General features: G+C 70.8%; 14 protein-coding genes and 1 tRNA gene. 3 read left to right on the forward strand and 12 right to left on the reverse strand.

Going from position 1 to position 26269, the window contains the following annotated elements:
* Positions 1-128 precede the first annotated feature (128 nt).
* From ACIHEI_RS21165 to ACIHEI_RS21185, 5 genes are all read right to left on the reverse strand, one after another.
* Positions 129-1838, reverse strand: a complete 1710-nt coding sequence (locus tag ACIHEI_RS21165; RefSeq protein ID WP_396607682.1) for a hypothetical protein — start codon at positions 1836-1838, stop codon at positions 129-131.
* On the reverse strand, positions 1835-5584 hold the full coding sequence (locus tag ACIHEI_RS21170) for an AAA domain-containing protein (protein ID WP_396607683.1): 3750 nt from the start codon (positions 5582-5584) through the stop codon (positions 1835-1837). The genes ACIHEI_RS21165 and ACIHEI_RS21170 overlap by 4 nt, the downstream gene beginning before the upstream one ends.
* A gap of 274 nt (positions 5585-5858) precedes the next feature.
* Positions 5859-6176: a hypothetical protein gene (locus tag ACIHEI_RS21175; protein ID WP_396607684.1), complete on the reverse strand. Its 318-nt coding sequence runs from the start codon at positions 6174-6176 to the stop codon at positions 5859-5861.
* Between the two features lie 871 nt (positions 6177-7047).
* Positions 7048-7440 (reverse strand): hypothetical protein, encoded by a 393-nt coding sequence (locus ACIHEI_RS21180; RefSeq protein WP_396607685.1) that lies wholly within the window; start codon positions 7438-7440, stop codon positions 7048-7050.
* 709 nt (positions 7441-8149) lie between these two features.
* Positions 8150-11590, reverse strand: coding sequence for a CHAT domain-containing protein (locus ACIHEI_RS21185; RefSeq protein ID WP_396607686.1), 3441 nt, complete (start codon positions 11588-11590; stop codon positions 8150-8152).
* 173 nt (positions 11591-11763) lie between these two features.
* Here ACIHEI_RS21185 and ACIHEI_RS21190 point away from each other — a divergent pair, with 173 nt between their 5' ends.
* The 3 genes from ACIHEI_RS21190 (at position 11764) to ACIHEI_RS21200 (ending at position 13883) form a co-directional block, all read left to right on the forward strand.
* Entirely contained in the window at positions 11764-12144 is a 381-nt protein-coding gene (locus tag ACIHEI_RS21190) for a hypothetical protein (RefSeq protein ID WP_396607687.1), read from the forward strand.
* A 2-nt stretch (positions 12145-12146) separates the two neighbouring features.
* The gene (locus ACIHEI_RS21195) at positions 12147-13130 is read left to right on the forward strand and encodes a hypothetical protein (protein WP_396607688.1); all 984 of its coding nucleotides are present in this window, start codon (positions 12147-12149) and stop codon (positions 13128-13130) included.
* A gap of 237 nt (positions 13131-13367) precedes the next feature.
* Positions 13368-13883: a hypothetical protein gene (locus ACIHEI_RS21200; protein WP_396607689.1), complete on the forward strand. Its 516-nt coding sequence runs from the start codon at positions 13368-13370 to the stop codon at positions 13881-13883.
* 695 nt (positions 13884-14578) lie between these two features.
* On the opposite strand, the gene ACIHEI_RS21205 is transcribed toward ACIHEI_RS21200, so the two are convergent.
* The 7 genes from ACIHEI_RS21205 to topA all read right to left on the reverse strand — a co-directional run bounded on the left by ACIHEI_RS21205 (position 14579) and on the right by topA (position 26079).
* Positions 14579-14652 (reverse strand) — tRNA-Thr (locus ACIHEI_RS21205).
* A gap of 107 nt (positions 14653-14759) precedes the next feature.
* Entirely contained in the window at positions 14760-15413 is a 654-nt protein-coding gene (leuE, locus tag ACIHEI_RS21210) for a leucine efflux protein LeuE (protein ID WP_387640677.1), read from the reverse strand.
* A gap of 132 nt (positions 15414-15545) precedes the next feature.
* Positions 15546-17132 carry an alpha/beta hydrolase gene (locus tag ACIHEI_RS21215; RefSeq protein ID WP_396607690.1) on the reverse strand — a complete coding sequence of 529 codons (1587 nt, stop codon included), beginning with the start codon at positions 17130-17132 and terminating at the stop codon, positions 15546-15548.
* Between the two features lie 172 nt (positions 17133-17304).
* Positions 17305-18372 carry a hypothetical protein gene (locus ACIHEI_RS21220; RefSeq protein ID WP_396607691.1) on the reverse strand — a complete coding sequence of 356 codons (1068 nt, stop codon included), beginning with the start codon at positions 18370-18372 and terminating at the stop codon, positions 17305-17307.
* 279 nt (positions 18373-18651) lie between these two features.
* The gene (locus ACIHEI_RS21225; protein WP_387860814.1) at positions 18652-19857 is read right to left on the reverse strand and encodes a DNA polymerase III subunit delta'; all 1206 of its coding nucleotides are present in this window, start codon (positions 19855-19857) and stop codon (positions 18652-18654) included.
* A 198-nt stretch (positions 19858-20055) separates the two neighbouring features.
* Positions 20056-23133 carry a dTMP kinase gene (gene tmk / locus ACIHEI_RS21230; RefSeq protein ID WP_396607692.1) on the reverse strand — a complete coding sequence of 1026 codons (3078 nt, stop codon included), beginning with the start codon at positions 23131-23133 and terminating at the stop codon, positions 20056-20058.
* Positions 23134-23211: 78 nt separating this feature from the next.
* On the reverse strand, positions 23212-26079 hold the full coding sequence (gene topA, locus ACIHEI_RS21235) for a type I DNA topoisomerase (RefSeq protein ID WP_396607693.1): 2868 nt from the start codon (positions 26077-26079) through the stop codon (positions 23212-23214).
* Positions 26080-26269: the final 190 nt, after the last annotated feature.

The raw sequence follows: 26269 nt of genomic DNA on the forward strand, positions 1-26269 counted from the left end.
CGCTCGCGCAGCTCATCACGATGATCGTCGTTTGGAGATCGCCTGTCGTTCGGCGTCGGGTCGTCTTCCGGCGCGCTCGTCCCCTGCAGCCCCATGCCGCCCGTCACGCTCGCCGCTTGACATCTCCGTTAGGACTCGGCGCCCGCGAGCCGCTCGCCGCCCTCGTCGGATCCCTGCCCGTTCCCTGCCTGCGCCCAGAGTTCGGCGGCCACGCGACCGCGGAGGAGGAGGACGAGCGCCGAGACCGACGGATTGTCGGGTCCGACTACCCACTCCTCGGCCGTCCCGACCAGGCTTACCGAATCCCACGGCTTCCTGAGCCGACGTGATGCGACTGTCGCGACGCTGGACCCGGTCAGCCTGTTTCGGGCCGCGAGGCCCTCGGCACCGATCAGCAAGGTGGCAGTACCGGAATCCTCGTTGACCGACGGCGACGAAGGGACGGCCACCGTCGGCATGTCCCAGGAGGTCTCCGCCTCTTCGGTCCCCGGCGCGGCTCCGCTCAACACTGCTTCCTCGACCCACTTTTCAGACAGGTGGCGCCAGCGGCTGGCCGCCAGTTCTGCATTGTCGTCCGGGCTCTCCTGCCACCAGCCGGAGGCCAGCAACGCCAGGTTGCTCAGCCCCCGCGCATCGCGGACGAGCACGGCCGGGCTCAGCGCCTCGTCTTGTGCCGCCACAGACAGCAGCCCGGTACCCACGACAGCCACTGGTCCCGTGTCGGTGGTCGCGAGCACGAGGTCAGCCAGGGCATCCGTCGGCGTCCTATTGAAGAGAACCTTTCCGGCCAGGTCCTTCGTCCGCGTGGCACCGAGAGCGTTGACTAGGCGCTTGCGCAATGCCTCGTCGTTGGCGCACGACCAGAGGACGTCCACCCCCACCCCGCGACCACGAAGATTTGCGGAGACCTCGATCACCCGCGCGACCTGCTGGTCGTCCAGCTGCGAGACGACGATCAGCGCATGGGTGGTCGCGTCCGCTAGGGCGCGTTCTGCGAGCCGGCGGCTGTCACCAGCCAGCAGTGCCGTCTCGACGTAGGGCACCGTGACGAGTTCCGCTGCCTGTACGGAGGGGCGCCTGACGCGATCGCGCCCCCACTGCCATTCCTTGATCATTTTCTCGAAGCGCTCTTGCGCGGCCGGGCCGGTGGCCAGGCTCTGGTTCTGGTACTCCTGCTCGGTCTCCTCCAGGATCAGCGGAGTGAGGTGGCTCCAGTTGGCGGGCAACCCCAGCACCGTCGCCTTTTCGAGATCCACTCGCAGGGGCAGGTAGTACCTTCCGCGAACTAGACGCGCGTTGCTGTCGATCCTGCGGATCCACTGCTGCTCGTCCGCGTTCCGCGGGAGCAGCCACTCGGTCTCCCCGCCGTTGAGGGTTTTCCGGTGCTGTCGCGCCATGAGCGCGAAGCTCCGCGCTCCACGGTTGGTCTTCCGCCGAACATCACGTGCGGTCACCAGATCGAGATCCGACTGCCGGGCGAGCTGACAGCTCATCAGCTCACGAACGATGTTTTGCTGCCTGTGCTGGACGCGCAGGCTGACCGGCCGTCGACCGCTGGATGTGGTTAGCAGCCCCTCGGCGGTCGCCACGTAGCGGATCTCTTGGTCGCTCTGGACCATGGCCACCCAGCCTTCACGGAGCAGCGTAACCAAACCCTCGATCAGCAGCCGGTCATGCACCTGGAAGACCTGGCGGAGTTCCTCGAAGGTGCGGCCCTCGTCGCCCTGGTCTTCGCCGATGAGCCGCAGCAGCAGCTGCTCTAACCTACTGTAGGGGCGGCCCACCGCGACGTCGTACGAGACCCGGAAGAGGTCTAGCGGCAAGAGAATGTGGATCACAGTTGTCCCCCTTCGGACTTCTTGCCCTGCCCGCGGTGGTGGCTCGTGCGCTGTGCCTCGATGTCCCGGACGCGCACGTCCAGTCCGGTCAGGTTCGCCGGCACCCGAACCGCCCGGCCCTCGGCAAAGAGCTTCTCCAGCTGGTCCACCAGAACGGCCACGTGGCGGAGTTCGTCGTACTGTCGTTCGTCGCGTGGGACGTCCGCCACCTGGGCGCGGAAGAAGTCCCACGACCCCACCAGGACCAGCAGGCGTTCGGCACGCGAGATGAGGACGTTCATTCGCGAGGCCGCCTTGAGGAATCCGAGGCCTTGTCCCGGCTGTTTCCTGTTGTTGCGGACCAGGCTCACCGCCACGATCTCCGATTGATTGCCCTGGAACGAGTCGACGGTGAAGACACCGCCCTTGTCGGCAGCACCCGCAGCTCCGGCCAAAGCACCGCCGGCACCGCGCGGATCGGGAGCCAGCGCAATCCCGTGACGCAGCAGCTCGGCACGGAATTCCGGCGTACGGAGTTGTCGGCCCAGGACTACGACCTGCTGGGCATAGGGCGACAGGAGCGCGAGGGTGGCGGGATGCTCCGGGTCACCACGCAGGGAACTCAGGAACACTTCGAGCGCATGGGCCTCCGCCTCGTTGCGGTACTTCGGCTGCGCAGTCTCTGCCGCCCGCAGGTCGACCGCAGCTGCTGGCAGGTCGAGCCACACCACCGCCTTGTCCTTCAGGTCCGCCGGGGCGGTCAGGCCGTGGGCGGCCCGATCATGGGTGTGGTGCTGCAGCTTTCCGCCGTAGTACGTGTGCGACACGAGATCACCGATGTCGGGGTGCATGCGGTACTGCCCGGTGAGCAGACCTTCCTCGGGCTCGTGCGCCGTACACAGCCGGTGCAGTTGCCCGAAGAAGGTCAGCCACCGCGCGCAGTACTTGGTGAAGTACGTCTTCTCGTCCTCGGTCCTGTCGCGCCACCGGGTGAACAGATCCCGATCGACCAAGCCATCCGCGCCCCCGAGGTCCCGCAGCGCCTGAACGACCTGGTCCAGGTTCGACAGCGCCTTCTGGTAGTCCTCCATGCGGTACGGCGGCAGCTGCTGCGCGTCTCCGATCAGCAGCCATCGGTGGCCGAGGTAGAGCGGCAGGGCCAGCTCGAAGCCATGGGCCTTCCCGGCCTCTTCAACGATCGACCAGTCATAGCTCACTTCACCCGCGAGTCCCGCCAGGTCCCCGTCGCTCGCGCTGCTGTAGGTGATGCTGGCACTCCGCCGGACGAGCTCTCTGAATTCATGGGCCTCCGAGGCGTTCTGCGTGTCAAGATCGCGGCGCATCTCCTTGCAGGCCTCCAGCCATTCGGCCGGCACCACCGGTAGCGGCGCCTTCGCTCCCAGCGCCTCCAGCCTCCCGATGGTCTTGTCCAGAAGGTCCCGCGCGACGTACCGCACCGACCCGCGCTCGTCTGTCGCCACCGCGTTCTGACGTGGTTCCACGGTCCGGCGCAACCTGATCGACAGCGGGCGGCTCTCCTCCGGGATCCCGCGGAACGCCTCGCTCTCCACCTTGGACCTCAAAACGTCCACAGCGGAGTGCGCCTGCGCCGTGATGAGAATCTGCGCCATCGGGTCCTCGGTCAGGATCTCCCGCAGCAGCCACGCAGCCATGTGCGTCTTGCCCGTCCCGGGCGGACCCTGCACGGTGTAGATCGGCCGAGTGCCCATGATGGCGCCGATCTGGGCGCGCTTGCTGGCGTCGACCTTCCGAGCGTCAAGTGTGGTCGGCAGCGCCCCACTATCCATGAAAACCTGGCCCGGGGCCGACAGGCTCTCCAGCAAGTAGGTGTGGTCCGCCAAACGCTCGATCGCCTTCTTCCGGCGCCGGACCAACTGGAGTTGCCGCCTCAGCCCCCTGGTGCGAAGGACGTATTCCTGCCCCGGACGGGGGCCGCCTGTGTCGGGATCGAGTTGTTCGGCGAGACCACCGCCACCTGCCAGGGCACCAGCGGGCCGAAGACGGACAGTCTCGTCCACGACATCGGCCTCGACCAGTTCCCAGTGACCATTGGTCGGGGAACCGCCACGAAGGCCCTCGAACTCCGGTGAGCACAGCTCGATTTCATTGCTGCCCCACTTCCCGCTGTACTTGTCTCGGAGCAGGAACGCCGCCATGCCGCCGTCGGCCGCGAAGAGTGGCAAGGGCGCCTGCTGCCGGGGGATCTCCTGAACCTCGATCCACTCGACGCTGCCGTCCTCCCGCCGCCATACCTCCGAGACCTGGCACCGGAAGACCTCCGCATCACGGATCAGCAGATCGATCTGATTCGTCAACCGAATGAACTCGGCCAAATCCTCCTGGTTCTTCTGCCGCTCGCTGGTGTCGTCCGAGGAGGGGATCTTGAGATCCCAGCTCAGCGCGGGCATTAGAAGCTGCTGCCGCTTCGTGGTGATGAAGGCTAGTTCTCGGGCAGCGATCTCCCTGCTCCGCCGCGGATCAGTCTCGAAGTCGTCGCGAACGCTTTGACAGAAGGCCTTCTGCCAGCTCTTGATACCTCCATCATCGTGCTTGCCGAGCTCAAGGTGCAGAGTCCGGCCCGAGAGCACCACCGTCCCAGCGGTCAGGCCGGGGGACAGCATGCCTCCGTCGGAGAAGTCGTCGTAGAGGAATCCGATCAGCTTGGCGACGTGGTCCCGGTCCATCGAACTGAAGGCGTCACCGGGCTGCAGCCCGAGCGCGGCCCGAAGGCCTTGGGCTTCCAGCGCGTCGACCAGGCGCTGGTTCTTGGCGTTGACCACGACGAAGTGCCGTTGATTAGCATCAGCGCTCTCGAGTGGCTCCTCGAGCGAGTCGATGACCTCCCGAATAAGCGCCTGCACCTCGTCGCTGCGCCGCAGGCGCTCGGTCGGCTCCTCGGCGATCAGCCGGCCGATAACCTCCTGTTCGAGGGGCGTCAGCTTCCCGCCGCGAGCCGGTTGGATCTCACGCTTTCGCCTGACCCCTCCCACGCCTCGGCCCAGTTGGTCTCGGACGAGCCGATAGCGCTCCGCCGGATCCGTAGTAGAGCCCAGGTGCTCGATGTCCAGCATGCATCGTGCCACCAGCATGCCGAAGGCGAACCAATCGGCGTCGGGGCCGAAGGCCTGCCGGCCAGAAGCCCACTCCGGCGGTGTCTCCCAGCCCCGCCGCGTGCGTGCGGCCGCGGGCGGACGCCCCAGCCGCACGCTCCATTCGAACCCACCGAGCCGTGCCGACTCGGGACCTGCCTCCGGATCCAGGAACACCATCTCCGGCAACACGCAGCGGTGCACAACATGTTGGCGGTGGAGCAGGTCCAGACCGGATGCCAGCCGATCGAGCATCTTCCAGACCGACTGACGGTCGGAACCGCGACCAGAGAGCCATGAACAACCCGGACGATCGGCGAGCAAAGAGGAAAGCGTCCGATGGCCGTCCGTCTCGAAGACCATCACGAAACAGTGGTGCTCGAGGTCGATGCCCACGTTGTGGAGCTGAAGCAAGGAGCGCTCCGAGCCGGGGGTGCTCCTGACCTGGTAGAGGGAGCGCAACTCCGAGTCCCACAGCGCCCGTTGCACCTGGTCCGGCCCACCCTCCGGAAAGTGCCAGGTCTTCATGAGGTACGGCTTCACATACTCGTCGGTGTCGTTGGCGGTCCACAGCCTCCCCTCGTCCGAGAACGAGTCCAGCGGCTGGAGGATCTCGTATCGCCCTCCCAACAAGGCTTCCCCTGGCACGAGTCGCATGCAGTCTCCTGTCATGTTCGGTTTGTCGAGGATGGCCCGCCCGCACGCACTGAACAGCCAAGAGAGCCAGTGATCAAAGGAGTTGAGGCAAGGCAACGATCGAGCCTCACATTGTGAAAGAGCGTCAGGTTGAGTGGCAAGTCGATCAGCAAGCCCTTGACATGCCTCAACGGTTCGCGCCTGCGTGGTCGTCTCACAAGACGCAAGTCCTCACCGGCTCTCCCCGAATCCAGGGACAGCCGGTGACCTGCATGAAGACAACGAGATACGGCGGTTACCAGTCCAGCGACAACTGCGTTGTCACCGCCTGCGTCTGCACGCCGATGTCCGTCGGGACGGGCACATCGAGCATCACGGCGGTCGCCGTGTACAGGTCCGTCGTGACCTCGGGGGTGGCCAGCAAAACCAAGAGTGCGTAGTGAACTGGCCGCCCCACCCTGTCGGCACGGTCGTTGTACTTCCACCAGCCGCGAGCCTGAGCCGCCTGTGGCGCAGCCGATGGGGCTCTGACTTGTCGGAAATAGACAGCCTCGGCCGCGGTCCCGTGGTCGCCCGGCGCCACCATCTGCACTACCGATGCACGCTTGTCCATCGGCCGTCCACCGAGGCGCTCCGACACCGAGTGGACCAACTCGCCATCGCTGACAAAACCGCAGGTCAAAGGCATGACTTGCGGAATTGATCGCATCAACGAACCAATGACCTACGCATTGCGATGCATCGAATCCAGGTGCCCGATTTGCCCGATTCCCATGGTCAACGAAATGAGAAAACCCCAGGTCAGAGGCCTGACCTGGGGTTCATCTTGGAGCCGCCTGCGGGATTCGAACCCGCGACCTACGCATTACGAGACCATGAGCGATCATGTTGCGTGGTGCCGCGCCGTGCTGTCTCGTGACGTTTTGCCTGATCAGAGCACGTTTAACAGGTTGGCCCATGCCGCCCCATGCTGCACCGTCCAAAGGCATCCGTCCACCGACTGTCCACCGAGAAGGCCACCGACCGCACCGGAAGCCCAGTTTCAGGGATTGTCAAAGCCATACAATGCCGACCACGGTCTGCACGGTGCGGCCCCCATTCAGGCTCACCAGATCGCCCGACACAGTTCCGCCGCCCTGAGCGAATCGGCGAGATCGATCGATCGCTGCCTCACCGGGAACGTACGTGGGGCGACGGTCCATGCCAGCTGGTGAACGATGTCGGAAGACCGTGTGTGCGAGAACTGCATGCACGCTTTGAAGCGGCGGGACTGGAAACGGAGCAGACTTCTGTCCGGTGGAGGCCGCCGACCTCCCTGGTGATGCGCCCCGCTATGGCGAGGATAGGCCCGCTCCGCGGGCTGCGGCGCGCGTGCCCGTCACCCAGGAGAGGACATCATGCGCCCGAGCCCCGCCCGTTCTGTCCGCTGGCCCCATTCGGCCGGGGCTTCGACCAGGCATAGCCGCAGCCGCCCGGTGGCGGGTTTAGTCGGGCAATCGTGTAAGGAGCCGGGCGCCCTTCCGGATTTCCTCGGCACCGGGCACCGGAAACTCGGCCGAGTCCAGCCGGGCCGGTGCGCGCTTGGCGAGGCCCCAGGCGGTGGCCATGTCCTCGGAGCGCAGCCTGCGTTTCGCGGCGTCCACGCACTGCCGCGCGTCGAAGGTTGGCTGGAGCATGATGGTGAGCGCCGCGTCCACGGGACTGGTCATGGCCAGGTGAGCCTGCAACCGTCCTTCCAGCACCTCGCGTCGGGTGCCCGGGCAGGCCTCGGGTTCGGCGTCGTAGGAGGCGAGGGCGATACCGAGCCACGTCAACGCTTTGCTGAGGTCGCCCTGGCGGTCGTACGCGGTGCCGAGTTCGGCGTAGGCGGTGACCATGCCACCCGACGCCCGGGGCGAGGTCGACGGCGTCCTTGGCGAAGCCGAGTGCGGCCTCGTCGCCGTGGAGGCCGTGGACGTGGGCGAGCCCCGCCAGGATCAGGCAGCGCTCGGCGGAGTCGTCGGGGGCGTGGTCGAGTGCCTCTTCGAGGATGTGCCGGGCGGCGGGTGCCCGCCCGGCGTCCTCCAGCAGCCCGGACAGGTCGTACATCGTGTGCGCCAGCCCGGCCGGGTCGCCCGCACCGAGGCGTTCGGCGGCTTTGAGCGCGTCGACGGCGTTCTCCACCAGGTCGATGAGCACCGGGACGGGCTGTCCGCTGCGCTTGCCGACCAGATAGGCGTGCGCGTAGAGCTCAGCAGTGGAGGCGTGCATCGCTACCTCGCCCGGTGCCGCGTCCCGGGCCCGGTTCATCTCGGCGGCCGCGGTGGCCAATGCCTGGTGCGCCTCGGCCAGGTGACCGAGTTGGAACAGTACCGCGCCGGGCCGTGCCCAGCGCGGCTCCCGCGACGTTGGGCTGGCCGGAGGGTACAACAGCAGCGAGCGCCCGCCACGCGGCGCGGGCCTTGCGGGCCCCGGCTGCGGCGGCCGGCGGTGAGGAATTCCTCGGCCCGGGCGCTCAGTTCGAAGCCGCGCGCGAGCGGTCCGTCCGGCCGGAACGGGGACTCGGACATGCGGTGTTCGCTCTCGAGGTTGGACGAGCCAGTGCGGTCAGGCGCCAGCGTGCAGGTAGGCGGCCCAGCGCGAGGGCGCGGGCTGGGCCGCTCGTGCGGCGCGCACGGCCTGGTGCAGGGCGTACGCGGCCCGGCCGGGTGCCGGTGGGCCGGTGTCGTCGAGCAGCGCCGCGTAGAAGTGGTCGGCAACGTCCGCGCTGAGGTCGTCGTTCACGGCCCAGAGCGTCCCGATCACGTGCGGGTAGCCGGCGAGTTGGAACGTGGAGGTGAGGTGGATCGCCTCGTCGAGCAGGCCCTCGGAGTTGACCGTCGCCGTGTGGCAGGCGGACAGGTAGGCGAGTTCGGCGCGCTCAAGATTGACCGGTGCCAGGCTGCCGACCGTCAGCGGCGCGTCCGCGTGGTCCTGGAGCAGCAGTTGGCTGTTGGAGGGGTCACCCGGGTCGCTGTAGCCGTGGCAGGCAAAGTGCACGATCGGGTAGTCGGGCAGGGCGGCGAGCACGGCGGCCCTGGTTGGTGCGTGGCCGGTGCCCTGGGGCAGCTCTGCCAGGAGCACGGCTCCGGGGAGCCGGTCCACCAGCCGGTCTGCTTCCTGCTCCACACCGTTCAGATCGGACTGGCCCGGGGTTTTGGGCATGGCCACCACCAGCGCTCGGACGGCACCGCTGGGGTCGGCGGAGCGGCGCGGACGGCGGGCGTGGCGCAAAGCCCGGATCGTTGGACTGTACGAGGAGACGACGCGGTCAAGGACGGCACGCCGGTCCAGGGCGTCGGCCGGGTCGGCGTGGTGCCCGGCCCCGTGCAGCGGCAGCCCACCGAACAGACCGCCTGGGATCCACCAGACGGTAGGCCAGGGACTCCCGGCTGCGGGGGTTGAGTGGAATCCCAGGGTGGCCAGTACGGGGCCAGTCACGGAGTCCCAGAGCCAGGCGAGGGTCGCGTGGATGTCGGTCTGCGCCCGTTTCCGGCCTTCCTTGGCAGCCGGTCCGGGCGTCGTGGAGGCCTCCAATGCGGCGGCGAAGTCGCGGCTGTGGGCCTGGACCCCGGAGCGGGTGAGCGTGGGCAGCTCCAGCGCCGAGATCCCGGACGGTGTCACCAGCAGCGCGTGGCTGCGGTACCGGCCGACGTTGAGCACCACGATCGGGCCGTGCGCGGCTGCAGCGACGAGTTCCTCGTCGGTGGGCGGCAGGCCGAAGGCAGCGAAGCCGTCGCACTGCCTGATCTCGGCGAGGACGGCGGCGAGTTCGACGGCCTGCCGCTGCCGTGGGTCGACGTCGGGCAGCCGGGGCTGGCCGACTGACCCGCCCCGCGCCTCCTGTTCTGTGGGGCCGCTCGTCCTCGGTGTATCGACCCCGTCCAGCAGGTCGCGCAGGGTGGTGAAGCGTTCGGCCAGGGCGGGGTGGCGGTCCGTCAAGTCGCTCAGGTCGGTGCGGACGTCGATGGCCTGGCCGAGCAGGACAGCCCGGCCGCCCTCCAACAGCCTCAGCGCGCGGGCCGCGCGGGCATCCACCGGCATGCCGGGGCAGGCCAGGGCGAGCTCCGCCGCCTCCCCGGCCAGCCCGTCGAACTCCCCGAGCGCCCGCTGCTGGTCGCCACGGGCGAGTCGGCGGGGCGTGACCTCGGGCAGCAGCCGGACCGCAAGTTCGGCCAGGTCGGCGGCCCGGGCCGGCTGGTCGGACGCCAGTAGCCCGGCCGCCCGGCGGGCCGTTTCGGTCCGGACTATCGCCCCGGCCGCGCCGTTGCGGGCGGCCGTCTCGAAGGCGGCGATGGCCTGGTCGCGGTCTTCAGTACGGCCCGTCCGGGCGTGCCGGTCCTGGAAGGCTCGGCCGAGCGCGGCGGCCCGTCGGGCGTGGGCGCCGTCGCCGTCCGCGGTGGCGGCGAGTGCACCGCGATGGGCTTCGATCGCCCGGTCCAGGGTGGTCGGCTCCTGGTCGACCACGTACTGGGAGTGCAGCACGCTGCCGAGGGAGTAGAACCGAATCGCGAGGCTGTGGTCGTCGGGCGGTGTGGCCTTGATGGACGCCTCGATGGCGTTGACGGCGATGTCGAGTGCGGTCGGGTCCCCCGTGCGGCCGTACCGGGCGTGGGCTGCGCCGCCGAGGTTGCACAGGTACATCGGCAGGCTGGGGTGGCCTGCGGAGACGGCGTTGACTGCCTCCTCGAAGGCGTTGAATGCCTCCTCCAGGTCTTCCTGGTCGAAGTCCAGGAAGTACCGGGTCTGTAGAGCGGTGCCGAGGTTGTTCAGGCCGGTGCCGCGGTTGGTGTGCTGATCCGGGATGATCCGGACCGCGGCCCTGAGGATCTTGATCGCGGCGTCGAGGTCCGCTGTGGAACCGATCCGCCGGTGGCGCTCGTGCAGCACGGAGCCGAGGTTGACCAGGCGCTCCGGGCGTTTCAGGTGTCCTTCGGGTGTTGCGGCCGCCGCGGCCTGGTAACACTCCACGGCGCGGTCCAGGTCGGCCTGACTGCCAGTGCGTTCGAACCTCCAGTGCAGCGCCACCCCGAGGTTCACCAGCGCACCGAGGTGGTCCGGGTGCGTTTCGCCGGCGGCAGCGGCGGTGGATTGGCCGAGGTCGATCGCCCGGTCCAGGTCGGCAGGGGTACCGAGCCGGGCGTACCGGCGCAGGTAGGCTCCTGCGAGGTTGGACTGGTACCTGCCCCGGGCCGCCGCGGTCGCCGGGGTGGTATCGACAGCCTCCTGCTGGAGCCGGATCGAGCGGTCCAGGTCCACCGTCCGGGCGTGTCGGTCGAAGCGCTCTGAGAGAATCAAGGCGAGGTTCGACAGGAACAGCGGGCGCTGGCTGTGGTCCAGCGGGGCGGACTTGGCGGCCGTATCGAACGCCTCGACGGCGGCGGCCAGTGCCTGCTCGTCGCCCGTGAGGGTGTGACGGCAGCGCAGCGCGTTGCCGAGGTTGTTCGCCCGCCGACTCCGCTCGATCCCGGTGGCGGGCGCGGCGTTCTGTTCCTGGAGGACGGTGATGGCCCCGTCGAGGTCGGCGGCGGCGCCGGACTGCTCAAAGCTGGCCTGCAGGGCGTTGCCCAGGATGCCGAGGTAGTCGATCCGCTCGGCGCTGTTGCGGTCCGCCCGATCGACGGCCAGTTGGGCGGCGTCCACCGCTGCAGCGAGGTCGGCTCGGTCTCCAGTGAGTTCGGCCCGTGCCCGGAGCGCCTGGGACAGGACTGCGGGGCCGGCTGCCCAGGGCATGCGGCCGGGGCGTGCGCCAGCCGTCCCGGCACGTCCCCACTCCACCGCCTCGGTCAGGTAGTCGGCGTTGCCTGTGTGCTCGAACCGGTTGCGCAGCAGCGAGCACAGCTCGCACATGAACAAGGCCCGCAGGTGGTCCCCGTCCACCACCCGATCGAACAGGCCACTGTCCACTACGTCACGGACGGCGGCGATGGCGGCCGCCGCCGGCTCCGGTGAAGCGTCCTCGTGGCACTGCCGCATCAGGCGGACGGCTTCCTCGTACCGCTTCGCCATCGCATGCGACACCACCTCCGAGGTGCTCCGCCATCGGGCGAACCATCCGGAGCCCTTCCCCGTTGGGCCGTAGTTCACCGTGAGTCCCCCAACTCGAATTCCACTCAGCGGAGCGTCAACTATGGGATAGTAGCGCTGAGTTGAGTGCACGTCACAGACCATGAGGAGTCTGGATGGCAGACGATCGGGACCGTCGGAGCGAACGGATGATGGCCATCGTGTGTCACCAGCACGAGCACATCCGAGACGACCTCGCGGATGACCCCGCACCGCTCCAGCGGGTGATCGGCCTCCCGCCCGGCAGCCCGGAACTGGCGGACGCGCTGGATACATTGCACGCCGCTGTCCAGGCGACCGGGGACCCTGAAGGGCTGTTCGGCTACGCGGAAGGCGGCAGCACCCGGGAGGTGGCGCCGCTCGGGCACCGCCTGGGCCGGGTCGAGTTCGTGTACCGCTGCCCGCAGCTGCGTTGTTCCGGACGTCCCTGGCAGCGGGGCTCCGAGGACCCAGTCTGCGGACTCAGTGGGTTGAGTCTCCAGTTGGTCCAGGTCTAGCCGTGGCCGACTTCCTGGGGGAGCTCGGCAAGAAGCTTGCCGAGCGCTGGATCGCCATGCTCGCCGTTCCCGGCGCGCTGTACCTGGCGGTGGCCTTCGGCGTGGCCGGCACCCTTGGCCACGCCCACGCGCTGGACGGCCGACGGCTCGTCGGCCAGGTCGAGGCCTGGGCCCGGTCGCCGCTGGCGAGCGGTACGGCCGGCCAGGCGGTGCTGCTGGTGGCGCTTCTGCTGGGCGCGGCAGCAGCTGGGCTGGTGGCCCAGGCGCTGGGCTCGGCGCTGGAGGTAGTGGCGCTCTCGGTGGGTTGGCGCGACTGGTGGCGGCCCGCTCGGGCGCTGGCCGGGCACCTGATGAACCGTCGGTTGCGACGGTGGAACGCGGCGTGTGCGCGATACCGCGCGGGATCCGAGCGGGGCTCCGAGGACGCCTACCGCGCCTGGTCCGACATCGCGGTGGAGCGGCCCGACCGCCCGTTCTGGACCGGCGACCGGCTGAACGCCACGGCGATCCGGCTGCAGCGTGAAACCGGCGTGTACCTTCCGGTGGTGTGGCCGGCGCTGTGGCCCTCGCTTCCCGCCTCTGCAAGCGCCGAGTTGACCGCCGCACGTGCCGACTTCTCCCGGGCCGCCGCGCTCGGCGGCTGGGCCGCCCTCTACGCAATGCTGGCCGTCTGGTGGTGGCCCGCCGCACCGCTGGCCGTGGGCATTGCCCTGACCGCACGTCATCGGCTCCGGACTGCCGCCGCGACCAACGCCGTACTCCAGGAGACCATGGTGCGGCGGTATGCCGCCGAGCTCGCCCGTGACCTCGGCCTCACCGTCACGGGTCCGCTCAGCAAGGCCCTCGGCACGCGGTTGTCGGCGGAGCTCAGCACCTCCACCACTGCGGTGGTGGCCACGGCTGATCCGGTGCCCGTCTCGCGGGTGGCCGGGAGCGTGCTCGATCCTGCGTCTTCACCTGAACCCCATGCGTTGGAGGGGAGCTGACCGATCGACTGCCGAGTGCACGGTTGTCGTCGCAGGCTCGTCCCACTTGAATCGAGAGCGCTTCAGCATGCCCATGCGCGGATTCCGCTCGCTGGTTCAGCCCCCGGCGCAGCGCCTCCGATAAGTACCCGCTACCACTCCGTAATCGGACATGGCCGTGCGCCAGACCCAACTCCCGAAAGCCAGAGGTACCTTGTGACCTGGTTCCGCAAGCAAACACACGCAGAGGAAGTCGCAGTGCCGTCGCTGCATCAGGCTTGGCGCATCGCCAGAAAGGCCAAACGGCACACATGCGTGGGCGAGGGCTGCCCGGCGAACGGACACCAACTCGCGCAGCAGGCAGCACAGGCAGCTGCCGACGCGGCATCACGGACCGCCCAGAGGGAGGACGCAAAGAGCAAGCTCTCAACCACGTTCGGCCTCCTCGACCTGATAATGCTGCACCTGACCACCACCGGCTACCACAGCGAGTCCGCCGCTCTGGCCTCCGCCACCATCCAATTGGCACGCGGCTACTCCGGGGATACCCGCCCATCGCGCTCGCTCGCCGCCAACGCCGTTGACAAAGCCGCGCACGCCCTGTTCAAGGCCGACCGCCCCATCGAGGAGCAGATCGACTGCGGCAACGTGCGGGTACGGCTGTGGCTGGAATACGGACCGGCCCCCAGAGCCACTATGGCGTCCTGGGAGCTGGAGCAGCTGCTCGCATGGCAACACGGTGCCAGCAAGCCCACGCGTATCGGCTGGACCTGACGCAACAGCACCCTGCGCGCGCCAGCCTTCGACAGGAGCAATAGAGGGCGAGCAGCCCAGCCCAGCCGGAAGACCGCTACCGCTCGCGCGCCGTGCCCAAGCGAACACCCCGGCTTCGTCGAGGAGGTCGATGAGCCAGCCGCACGGCCCCACTCCGTCCACCCCGCCAGCCAAGCCCCTGGACGTGCTCGCCCGCTCCGAGGACCTCAGCCCCTACGAGCAGTCCTTCCACGCCGGGCCGCAGCCCTACGACGATCGCGTCGATCACCCGCCGATGATCAGACCACTGTCCGCCCCATCTCAACGTCCGCGTTCAAGCAGCGGCTCGACCCGTCCATCGATGGCTGGGGACCCACAACATGGACTCCAAACTTCCTCTGACGCTAATGGACTCTGCCTTGTCGGAAACGGACAGTCCCGGCCGCAGTCCTGTGGCCGCCGAGGATCACTTTCTGCACCACCAATGCACGCTTGTCCACCAGCTGTCCACCGAGGCGCTCCGACACCGAGTGGACCGCCTCGCCATCGCCGACAAAACCACAGGTCACAGGCATGACCTGCGGAATCGATGGCATCAACGAACCAATGACCTACGCATTGCGATGCATCGAATCCAGGTGCCCGATTTGCCCGATTCCCATGGTCAACGAAACGAGAAAACCCCAGGTCAGAGGCCTGACCTGGGGTTCACCTTGAGCCGCCTATGGGATTCGAACCCATGACCTACGCATTACGAGTGCGTTGCTCTGGCCAACTGAGCTAAGGCGGCACCGCTGCCGGGAGAAACCGGGCCGGTGGGCCCAGGGTCGCATTGGCAACGCGGGTCAGTCTACACAGTTTCCGGGGGTGGTCCGTACGCGGTGCTGGGTGGGCGGGTCAGGCGGAGGAGACGGCGAGCTTCGCGGCGAAGCCGGCGAAGAGGACGGCGACGGAGGAGGTGAGGCCGGCGGAGAGGCGCTTGCGGCGGCGGAAGGCGTTGGCAAGGGAGGTACCGGCGAAGATCAGGAGGGAGAGGTAGAGGAAGGAGAAGGTCTGCAGGACGCTGCCGAGCAGGGCGAAGGAGAGGGCGGGCGCGCCGTAGCCGGCGTCCACGAACTGGGTGAAGAAGGAGAGCAGGAAGAGGATCGCCTTGGGGTTGAGCAGGCTTATGACCAGCGCGCGGCGGAACGGCCGCTCGGTGTCCTCGTCGGTGGGGTCGGCGGCGGAGGCGGTGGAGACGGCCGACCGCTCGCGCCACATCTGCCGGGCGGCGCGCAGCATGCCGAGGCCGATCCACAGCAGGTAGGCCGCGCCGCCGAACTTGACCACGGCGAAGACGGCGGGGTTGGCGCGCAGCAGGGAGGCCGCGCCGAGCGAGGTGAGGCTTATCAGGGTGAGGTCGCCGAGGAAGACTCCGCAGGCGGCGCGGTAGCCGGTGCGGACACCCTTGCGGGCGGCGACGGAGAGCACGTAGAGGGAGTTGGGTCCGGGCAGCAGGACGATGACCAGTGCGCCGAGGACGTAGGTGGTCAGGTCGTGGACGCCGAGCACTGCGGTCTCCAAGGTGTCCGGGAGGCAGGAACGCCGAAGGGGCTGCGCCATGTTAGCTCCAGCCCCTTCAGTCACATACGCCCCTGACGTGACCGTCCATCATCCGGACGGCAGGGCAGGTCGGTCCAGGCGTCAGTCCTTGCAGACCTTCCCGTTGTCGGGCGCCGCCCCGCCGAGCAGGTATCGGTTCACCGCGTCGTCGATGCAGGTGTTGTGCCGCCCGTACGCGGTGTGCCCGTCGCCGTCGTAGCTGAGCAGCCGCCCGGACTCCAGTTGCCCGGCCAGGGACTTGGCCCAGGCGTAGGGGGTGGCGGGGTCGCGGGTGGTGCCGACCACGACGATCGGGTCGGCACCGGCCGCGCGGACGGTGTGCGGGGCGCCGGTGGGCTTGACCGGCCAGTACGCGCAGCTGAGCGCCATCCAGGCCATGTCGCGGCCGAAGTGCGGCGCGGCCTTCTCGAAGTCCGGGAGTGCGGCGGTGACGGCCGCCGGGTCGGTGAACGAGGCCGGCAGGTCGAGGCAGTTGACGGCCATGTTGGCGTACATCAGGTTTTCGTACGTGCCGTCCTCGGAGCGGCTGTAGTACTCGTCGGCGAGCCGCAGCAGCCCGCTGCCGTTGCCGCCCTGCGCGGTGGCCAGGGCCGTGCGCAGGTGCGGCCACAGGGCCTCGGTGTACATCGCCTCGGCGACGCCGGTGAGCGCCTGGGCCTCGGTGAGCGGGCGGTTGGTGTCGGTGGGCATCGGCTGCGCGTCGAGCTTCTTGAACAGCGCGGTGAGCTGGTCGCCGGCCTCCTGCTCGGTGTGGCCGACGGGGCAGTCGTCGCGCTTGACGCAGTCCTTGGCGAACGCCGTCCACGCGGTCTCGAAGCCGCCGGCCTGGGTGAGGTTGCCGGTGCGGGCGTCCAGCGAGGGGTCCATCGCGCCGTCCAGCACCACCTTGCCGACCTTGCTCGGGAACAGGCCCGCGTACGTGGCGCCGAGGAAGGTGCCGTACGACTTGCCGACGTAGTGGAGCTTCTGGTCGCCGACCAGTGCCCGCAGCATGTCCATGTCCCGGGCCGCCTCGACGGTGGAGACGTGGGCGAGCAGTTCACCGGCCCGGGCCGAGCAGCCCGCCGCGAACTCCTTGTCGACGGCCACCAGGGCGTCGATCTCGGACCGGTCGTCGGGGGTGATGTCGGCGGCCGCGTAGGCGTCCATCCGGTCGTCGGCGAGGCAGGTCACCGGCGCGGACTTGCCGACGCCGCGCGGGTCGAAACCGACCAGGTCGTAGCTCGCCCGCACCCCGGGGTCGTAGCGCGACGCGATGGCCTGCACGTACTCGGTCGCCGAGCCGCCGGGGCCGCCGGGGTTGAGCATCAGCGAGCCCAGCCGGTGCGCCTTGTCGGTGGCGGGCTTGCGGATCGCGGACAGTTCCACGTCGTGGCCGTCGCCGGGGTGGGCGTAGTCCAGCGGCACCTTGAAGGTGGTGCACTCGAAGTCCGTGGTGCACGGCTTCCAGTTCAGCTGCTGCGCGTAGTAGGGCGCGAGGCCGGCCGGCAGGTCGGTGGGCAGCGGCTCCAGCGGGGTGGCGCCGTTCGCGGGAGCCGGGGCGGGCTGGCCGGACGGGCCGCCCGCCGTGGGTGCCGGGTGGCCCGAGGTGCAGCCCGCCAGCAGCAGGGACGCGGCGGCGGCCAGCGCGGCGGCGGGCACGAGCCGGCGGGGCCGGGCGACTCTCATGAACGTGGGTCCTCTCCCCTGGAAGCGGGCCGACCCGGGAGCCGACCGTCCCGGCCGTCGCCGGAACACCCGAGCCTAGCGGCCGCAACCACCGCACCCGGGACGCCGCCCGGCCGCCACCTCGACCGGCCGCCGTGCCCAAAATCCGATCACCACACTGACCAACTGCCCCTCAGGGCTTCGGCAGCTGCTCCGCCAGGTACTGCACCGCGACCCGCACCAACCGCATCCGTTCCCCGTCCGCCGAGAAGTCCTGGACGATGTCGGAGATCCGCACCTCCGCCCGCACCCCGGCGTCCCGCAGCGCCTCCCGCACCGCCCGGGCGGACTCCAGCCCGCCCGAGTCCCGCCTGGCCGCGGCCAGCAGCAGCCGCGCCGACGACCCGGCCGGCGCCTCGCCCGCGGCGCTCGCCAGCGCCCGCCCGTCGTACCGGCCGGACACCGCCGCAGCCGCCCCGTACAGGTCGGGTCTGGTCAGTCCGGCCGCAACAGCGCAGGGGGCGCCGTCGTCCACGCCCAGCACGGCCCAGCTGTCGGGGCCGGCCGGCCGGGTGCGGAAGACCGCGCCGACGGCCGCCCGCAGCGCCGCGTCGTCCGCGACCGCCTGCGGGGCGGCGGCCACCAGGTCGCAGGGGTGGCCGGTGCCGCTCGGGGCCTCGGGGGCGACCAGCACGAACGGGCGGGCCCTGCCCAGCTCGACGGCCGACGCCACGCCGTCGAACACGCCCGGCACGTCCTCGTCGGCGGTCCGCCCGGCCGTCCCGGAGTGCACCACGATCACCGGGAACCGGGCCGCCGGCTCCTCCTTGTACTCGGCGGGCAACCACACCCGCACCGCCCGCGGCCGCCCGTCCGGGCCGGGCACCTCGCCCTGCAGCAACTCGCCGCCCGCCGGACGGCTCACGTTGCTGAACAACGCCGGCACCGCCGGAGCCGACACCGGAGCCGACACCGGGGGCGCCGCCGGGACGGACCGCTCCGCGACGACCACCGCCCCCGCCTGCCGTACCGCCACCCGGCCGAAGCCCGCCCCCGGCAGCACCGCCACCCCGAGCGCGCTCACGCACATCAGGCACACCACCGCCGCCCCGGCCCGCACCAGCACCGGCCGCGCCTCCGCCGCCAGCTCGTACGTCTGCGCGGCCCGCAGGTCCCGCCAGCGCGACATCGCCGACCGGGCCAGCCAACCGCCCGCCACCGCAGCCACCAGCAACAACAGGAAGAGGAGCGATCGGGGCATGGGGGACGCACCACCTCGGGGAAGGACCGGCCGGACGCGGGCGCGTGGCCAGTGCACAGGGTGCAAGACCGCGCGCCCGCGGACCGCCGGGCGGTACGGGCGACTCCCCACCTTCACTCGAACGAGCTAACGGCAACGGCCCCCGAAGCCTTCAGCCCATGGCACGGCAACCGAACCCATCGCCACGGCAACCGAGCCCATCGCCACGGCAACGGAGTCCGTGGTCACGGCAACCGAGTCCGTGGTCACGACAACCGGCCCCACAGCCACCACAGCAGCTCAGCCGGCCCGCAGCGCCACCGTCATCGCTTCGACCGCCAGCAGCGGGTCCACGTTCCGGTCCAGCGCCCGCCGGCAGGCCAGCACCGCCTCCATCCGGCGCAGCGTGTTCTCCGCCGCGCCCTCGCCGGCCACCCGCTGCACGGCCGTCCGCTGGTCCTCGTTGGCCAGCGCTCCGCCCGAGCCCAGTTGGATCGCCAGCACGTCCCGGTAGAAGCCCAGCAGGTCGCCGAGCGCCACACCCAGCGTCTCCCGGCGGGTCCGGGTGGCCCGGCTCTTCTGCCGCTTCTCCAGATCCTTCACCGCGCCCGCCATGCCGCGCGGCGCCCGGCTGCCCTCGGCCGCGCCGTACGCGGCCCGCAGGTCGTCGGTCTCCTTGGCGTCCTGGGTCTCGGCCAGCGCCTCGGCGTCCGCCTTCGCGGTGTCGACCAGCCGCTGCGCGGCGGCCAGGCAGCCGCCCAGGTCCGCGACCTCCAGCGGGATCCGCAGCACCTCGGCACGGCGGGCCCGGGCCTGCTCGTCCACCGCGAGCCGCCGGGACCGGTCGATGTCGCCCTGCCCGGCCAGCGCGGCCAGCCGGGCCGCCTCGGGCTCGACCCCGTCTCGCTGGACCAGCATGTCGGCGACGGCCTCCGCGGGGGGCGTGCGCAGCACCAGCAGCCGGCAGCGCGAGCGGATGGTCGGCAGCACGTCCTGCACGGACGGCGCGCACAGCAGCCACACCGTCCGCGGCGACGGCTCCTCGACGCCCTTCAGCAGCGCGTTCGCGGCCGCTTCGGTGAGCCGGTGCGCGGCGTCCACCAGGATCACCGACCAGCGGCCGCCGGTCGGGTAGCTCGATGCCCGCAGTACCAGGTCGCGCATGTCGCCGACGCCGATCGACAGGCCGTCGGTCCGCACCTGCTTGACGTCGGCGTGGCTGCCGGAGAGCACGGTGTGGCAGCCGTCGCAGAACCCGCAGCCGGGCGTCCCGCCCAGGTCCAGGTCCGGGCTGGTGCACTGGAGGGCCGCCGCGAAGGCCCGGGCGGCCGTCACCTGCCCCGCGCCGGGCGGTCCGGTGAACAGCCAGGCGTGCGTCATCAGCGAGGCGTTGCCCTCGGGGGCCTCCCCGCGGCCCGCCAGCACGGAGGCCCGGGCCGCCCGCGCGGCCGCCTGCAACTGTTCGACCACCCGGTCCTGTCCGACCAGGTCGTCCCACACACTCACGCCGCGCTCCTCCTCGCCCACACCGACCCGACGAGCCTAACGCCGCGCGGAGACACCGACGGCGACGCGGACCGCGCGGAGACACCGACGGCGACGCGGAGACACCGACGGCGCCCCCCGGACGCGGCGCGGGGAGCTGCGCGGCCGGTCCTGCGCCGCGCGGCTCCCCGCGTCCCTACCGAATCCTGCCGCCGGTGGTCAGTCCTTACGGCGGCGCCAGCCCCGCTTCGGCTGCTCGTCCTGCGCCGTCCCGGGGGCCTCGGCCTCCCAGCGGGCCCACTCCTCGCGGGAGCCGAGCAGGCTGTCGGTCAGGCTGGGCAGGTCGTCGAGCGGGGTCTCCTCCGCCCAGTCCGGCCGGGGCCGCAGCTCGCGGGTGCGGGAGGAGTCGTCCTCGTCGCGGAACAGCCCGGGCGGCACCTGCTTGGCCTCGGGCTTGGGCCCCGGGTCCGACTTGGGCTTGGGCGCCGGCTCGGCCGTGGGCTTGGGCGCCGGCTCGGCCTTTGGCAGCACCGCGGTCTCGGCGTCCTCGACCTTCGGCAGCACCGCGGTCTCGTCCACCTTCGGCAGCACGGCGGTCTCGTCGATCACCGGCTTCGGCAGCTCCCGGGTGGTCTCGCTGTCGGACTCGGCGGCCGGCTCCTCGGCCTTGGGGAGCACCGCGGTCCGGTCCGCCTCGGCCTCGGCGGCCTTCCGGGCCTCCTCCGCACGCTGCAGCGCCTCTTCGGCGCGCCGCCGCTGCTCCTCGCGCTGCAGGTCGCGCTGGCGCTGGAGTTCGGCGCGGGCGGCCTCCTCGGCGGCGGCCCGGCGGGCGGCGGCGGCCTCGGCGGCGAGGCGGGCCTGTTCGGCGGCCTGCCGTTCGGCCTCCTCCTCGGCCTTGCGGGCGGCTTCCTTCTCGGCGGCGAGGCGGGCTTCCTCGGCGGCCTTGCGCGCGGCCTCGGCCTCGGCGCGGGCGGCTTCCTCGGCGGCCAGGCGGTCCTTCTCGGCCTGCTCGGCGCGCAGTTCCTCGAGCAGCGCGAGGCGCTTGCGCTCGGCCTCCTCGGCGGCCTTGCGGGCTGCTTCGGCCTCGGCGGCCTTGCGGGCGGCCTCCTCGCGGGCCTTGCGCTCCTGCTCGGCCTTGGCGACCTTCTCCTGGTCGGAGAGCGGCAGCTCGCGGTCGAGCCGGTGCCGGATGGCGGTGGTGACGGTGGCGGGCGTCTGGCTGCCGTCGACGACCAGGTAGCGGGCGGGGTCGGCGGCGGCCAGCGCCAGGAACCCGGAGCGGACCCGCTGGTGGAACTCGGTGGGCTCGGACTCCAGCCGGTCGAGCGCCTCGGTGAAACGATCCCGCGCGGCGGTGGGGTCGACGTCGAGGACGACGGTCAGGTCGGGCACCAGCCCGCCGGTGGCCCAGCGGGAGATCCGGGCGACCTCGGTGGCCGCCAGGTCGCGGCCGGCGCCCTGGTAGGCGATGGAGGAGTCCATGTAGCGGTCGGTGATGACGACGGCGCCGCGCTCCAGGGCCGGCCGGATCACGTTCTCGACGTGCTCGGCCCGGTCGGCGGCGTAGATCAGCGCCTCGGCGCGGTGCGACAGGCCGGTGTTGCCGACGTCCAGGACGAGGGCGCGCAGCCGCTGCCCGATCGGGGAGCCGCCGGGCTCGCGGGTGACGACGACCTCGTGGCCCTTGGCGCGGATCCATTCGGCGAGCGCCTGCGACTGGGTGGACTTGCCGGCGCCGTCGCCGCCCTCCAGGGCGATGAAGTAGCCCTTGCCGGCCACCCGGTGCGGTGCGGCCCCGGCGCCGCCGCGGACGGCCTGGACGAGTTCGCGGCCGAACGGGACCACGCCGCGCTGGTCGTCGGTCTTCAGCAGGACGACGGCGGCGAGCACCAGGGTGAGCAGTCCGGCGGTGGAGACGGCGAGCGCGGCGCCGCCGTGGATGAAGGTGAAGCTGCCGGTGCCGACGTGGCCGAGCGAGACCTCGCCGTAGGCGGCGGCCAGCAGCGGCATGCCGATCAGGGCGACGGCGACGACCACCCGCAGCACGGCGTACAGGTGCTCGGTGACCTTGCCGAGGCGGATCTCCTCGATCTCCTGGGCGAGCAGCCCGCGTCCGGTGGCGATGACCACGCCGGCGGCGAGGCCGGCCAGCACGGTGAACAGCAGCACCAGGACGAAGTCGAGGACCAGCCCGGCGAGGATCAGCGCCACACCGGCGGTGACCAGGCCGAGGGCGAGCAGCCGACGGCGGGACAGGCCCGGCAGGGTGGCGCGGCTGAGCCGGATGCCGACGGCGGGCGCGCCGGCGGCGGCGAGCACCACCAGGCCGTAGCCGATCGGGCCGGCCAGGTGCTCGGTGGCGGTGAGCAGTCCGAGCGCGGCAACGCCGGCCATCGAGGCGTAGGCGGCGGCGATCGAGAAGGTGAAGTACGGGGCGGAGCCGGTACGGCCCTTCTTCAGGGACGGGCCGGGCGTGGCATCGGTGGGCGCGCGCAGGCCCTGCAACGGGGAGCGCGGCGCGGTGTTGGCGCCGGCGGGCAGCTCCTGGAAGTACAGCAGCCCGGCGTTGACGGCGAACAGCACGGCGGCGCCGAGCGCGGCGACGGTGAGCTGGTGGCCGCGCAGCCAGTGCAGGCCGACCGCGGCGAGCACGTTGTTCAGCAGCGTGAAGCCGATCAGGCCGGTGGCGGCCAGCGGCAGGGCGGCCCAGCCGGTGCGCAGGTCGAGGGTGCGGACGGCGTCCAGCGAGGCGGCGGCGGGCGGGCCCGCCTGTTCGGGGACGGCCAGCAGCGCGGGGACGGCGGATTCCTTGCCGATGGTCCAGACCCGTTCGGCGGCGCCGGCCACGAACACCGAGCCGAGCAGCGCCCACGTGGCGGAGCTGGGCGACCAGACCACCCACCAGGGGGCGAGGCCGATCAGCAGGGCGCGGACCAGGTCCGCGCCGAGCAGGCTCCAGCGCCGGTCGATCCGACCGCCGACCAGGGCGTGCACCGGGCCGAGCAGGGCCGCCCCGAACAGGCCGGAGGCGAGCAGCCGGGCCGCGAACAGGGCGGCGACGGCCAGCGCGAGCGAGCGGTAGCCGTGCCCGAACTGCCCGCCGAGCACGGCGGCGACCACGGTGAGCGGAACGAGCACCAGAACGGACAGCCGGTCGGCGGCACCGCCGAGCAGCTGGGTGGTCCACAGCTTCCGGTAGGGCCGCAGCCGGAGCAGCGCGCGGGCCCGTTCACCGGGTGTCCCCGCGGGGGCGACCTGGGCGGCGCGTGCGGTGGGGGGCAGCTCCTCGCTCGTCATACCGTCAGCGTAGCGAGTACGCGGCCCCGACCTTAACGGGCCCGCCCGGATTCGAACAGGCCCGTTACGCAGCGTCCGTCAGCTCTCCTCGGATGTGTTCTCCGCGGTGGCGGACTCCTTCGCCGCCGTCTTCTTCGCCGTGGCGGTCTTCTTCGCGGCCGCGGTCTTCTTCACCGCGGTGGTCTTCTTCGCCGCGGTCTTCTTGGCCGCCGTGGTCTTCTTCGCGGCCGTGGCGGTCTTCTTCGCCGGGGCCTTCTTGGCGGCCTTCTTCACCGGTCCGCGGGCGCGCTTCTCGGCGAGCAGCTCGAACGCCCGCTCCGGGGTGATGGTCTCGACCTCGTCGTCCTTGCGGAGCGTCGCGTTGGTCTCCCCGTCGGTGACGTACGGGCCGAACCGGCCGTCCTTGACCACCACCGGCTTCTCGCTGACCGGGTCGTTGCCGAGCTCCTTCAGCGGGGCGGCCGCGGCGGCCCGGCCGCGCTGCTTGGGCTGGGCGTAGATGGCCAGCGCCTCGTCCAGGGTGATGCTGAGCAGCTGGTCCTCGCTGGTCAGCGACCGCGAGTCGGTGCCGCGCTTGAGATACGGGCCGTAGCGGCCGTTCTGCGCGGTGATCTCGTTGCCCTCGGGGTCGGTGCCGACCACCCGGGGCAGCGAGAGCAGGCGCAGCGCGTCCTCGAGCGTGACGGTGTCCAGGTCCATGGTCTTGAACAGCGACGCGGTGCGCGGCTTGACGGCGTTCTTGCCGGTCTTCGGGGTGCCCTCGGGGAGCACCTCGGTGACGTACGGGCCGTAGCGGCCGGCCTTGGCGACCAGCGGGTTGCCGCTGATCGGGTCGGTGCCGAGCTCGCGCTCGCCGCTGGGCTTGGCGAACAGCTCCTCGGCGAGCTCGACGGTCAGCTCGTCCGGCGGCAGCTCGTCGGGGACGTCGGCGCGCTGCTCGGGCTCGCCCTCGACGGCGGCCGGACGGGTCACGTACGGGCCGAACCGGCCGACCCGGAGCACGATGCCGTCGCCGATCGGGAAGGAGCTGATCTCCCGGGCGTCGATCGCGCCGAGGTCGGTGACCAGTTCCTTCAGCCCGCCGAGGTGGTCGCCGTCGCCGTTGCCCGCGTCGGCGGCGCCGGCCGCGGCGGATCCGTTGGCCTCGCCCTCACCGAAGTAGAAGCGCTTGAGCCACGGCACGGACTCGGCCTGGCCGGCCGCGATCCGGTCGAGGTCGTCCTCCATCTTCGCGGTGAAGTCGTAGTCGACCAGCCGGCCGAAGTGCTTCTCCAGCAGGTTGACCACGGCGAAGGAGAGGAAGGAGGGCACCAGGGCGGTGCCCTTCTTGAAGACGTACTTCCGGTTGATGATCGTGTCGATGATCGACGCGTAGGTGGACGGGCGGCCGATCTCGCGATCTTCCAGCTCCTTGACCAGCGAGGCCTCGGTGTAGCGGGCCGGCGGCTTGGTGGCGTGGCCCTCGGGGGTGAGCCGCTCGGCGGCCAGCGGGTCGCCCTCGGCGACCTGCGGCAGCCGGCGCTCGCGGTCGTCCAGCTCGGCGTTCGGGTCGTCGGCGCCCTCGACGTAGGCCTTCAGGAAGCCGTGGAAGGTGATGATCTTGCCGGAGGCGGAGAACTCGGCGTCCCGGCCGTCGGCGGAACGGCCGCCGACCTTGACGGTGACGGACTGGCCGACCGCGTCCTTCATCTGGGAGGCGACGGTGCGCATCCAGATCAGCTCGTACAGCCGGAAGTCGTCGCCGGACAGCCCGGTCTCGGCGGGCGTGCGGAACCGGTCGCCGGACGGGCGGATCGCCTCGTGCGCCTCCTGCGCGTTCTTCACCTTGGAGGCGTAGGTGCGCGGCGCGGACGGCAGGTAGTCGGCCCCGTACAGCTGGGTGACCTGCGCGCGGGCCGCGACGATCGCGGTCTCCGACAGCGTGGTCGAGTCGGTACGCATATAGGTGATGAAGCCGTTCTCGTACAGCTTCTGCGCGACCTGCATGGTCCGCTTGGCGCCGAAGCCCAGCTTGCGGCTGGCCTCCTGCTGCAGCGTGGTGGTGCGGAACGGCGCGTACGGGGAGCGGCGGTACGGCTTGGACTCGACGCTGCGGACGCTGAACGCGGTCTGCTCCAGCGCGGCAGCCAGCGTGCGGGCCGCCTGCTCGTCCAGGTGCAGGGTGTTCGCGGCGTTCTTCAGTCGGCCGTCGGTGCCGAAGTCGCGGCCGGTGGCGACCCGCTTGCCGTCGACGGAGACCAGCCGGGCGCCGAAGTTCTCGGGGTTGGCGGCGTCGGCGGCGGTGCGGCCGGTGGCGAAGGTGCCGACCAGGTCCCAGTAGGAGGCGGAGGTGAAGGCGATCCGCTCGCGCTCGCGCTCGACCACCAGGCGGGTGGCGACCGACTGGACGCGGCCCGCCGACAGCTTCGGCATGACCTTCTTCCACAGCACCGGGGAGACCTCGTAGCCGTAGAGGCGGTCCAGGATGCGGCGGGTCTCCTGCGCGTCCACCAGGCGCTTGTTCAGGTGGCGCGGGTTGCGCACGGCCTCCTGGATGGCGTCCTTGGTGATCTCGTGGAAGACCATCCGGTGCACCGGCACCTTCGGCTTCAGCACCTCCTGCAGGTGCCAGGCGATCGCCTCGCCCTCGCGGTCCTCATCGGTGGCCAGGAAGAGCTCGTCGGACTCCTTGAGCAGCGACTTCAGCTTGGTGACCTGGGACTTCTTGTCCGGGTTGACCACGTAGATCGGCGCGAAGTCGTGGTCCACGTCGACCCCGAGGCGGCGCACCTCGCCGGTGTACTCGTCCGGAACCTCGGCGGCCGTGCCGGGCAGGTCGCGGATGTGACCGACACTGGCCTCGACGATGTAGCCGGGGCCGAGGTAGCCCTTGATCGTCTTGGCCTTGGCCGGCGACTCGACGATGACGAGTCGCTTGCCGTGCGCGGTCTCGCTGCTCGGGGACACCTTCGCTCTTCTCTCCCGGTCGTAAACCAAAGCTCCTGGGCTGTCGCACCGCGACGGTCCCACCAGCGGAGTGTGACCGTACCCTGGCCACCCTTGTCAAACGGACGGATGCCGCTTTTTCACCGGCAAGGCCGACCGACGCCACTCGAACGGTAACCCGATGGCCGCTCTTCGGGCATGTCTTTCCGGG

The sequence above is a fragment of the Kitasatospora sp. NPDC051984 genome, from assembly GCF_044593455.1.
In the GTDB taxonomy this organism is placed as follows: Bacteria; Actinomycetota; Actinomycetes; order Streptomycetales; family Streptomycetaceae; genus Kitasatospora.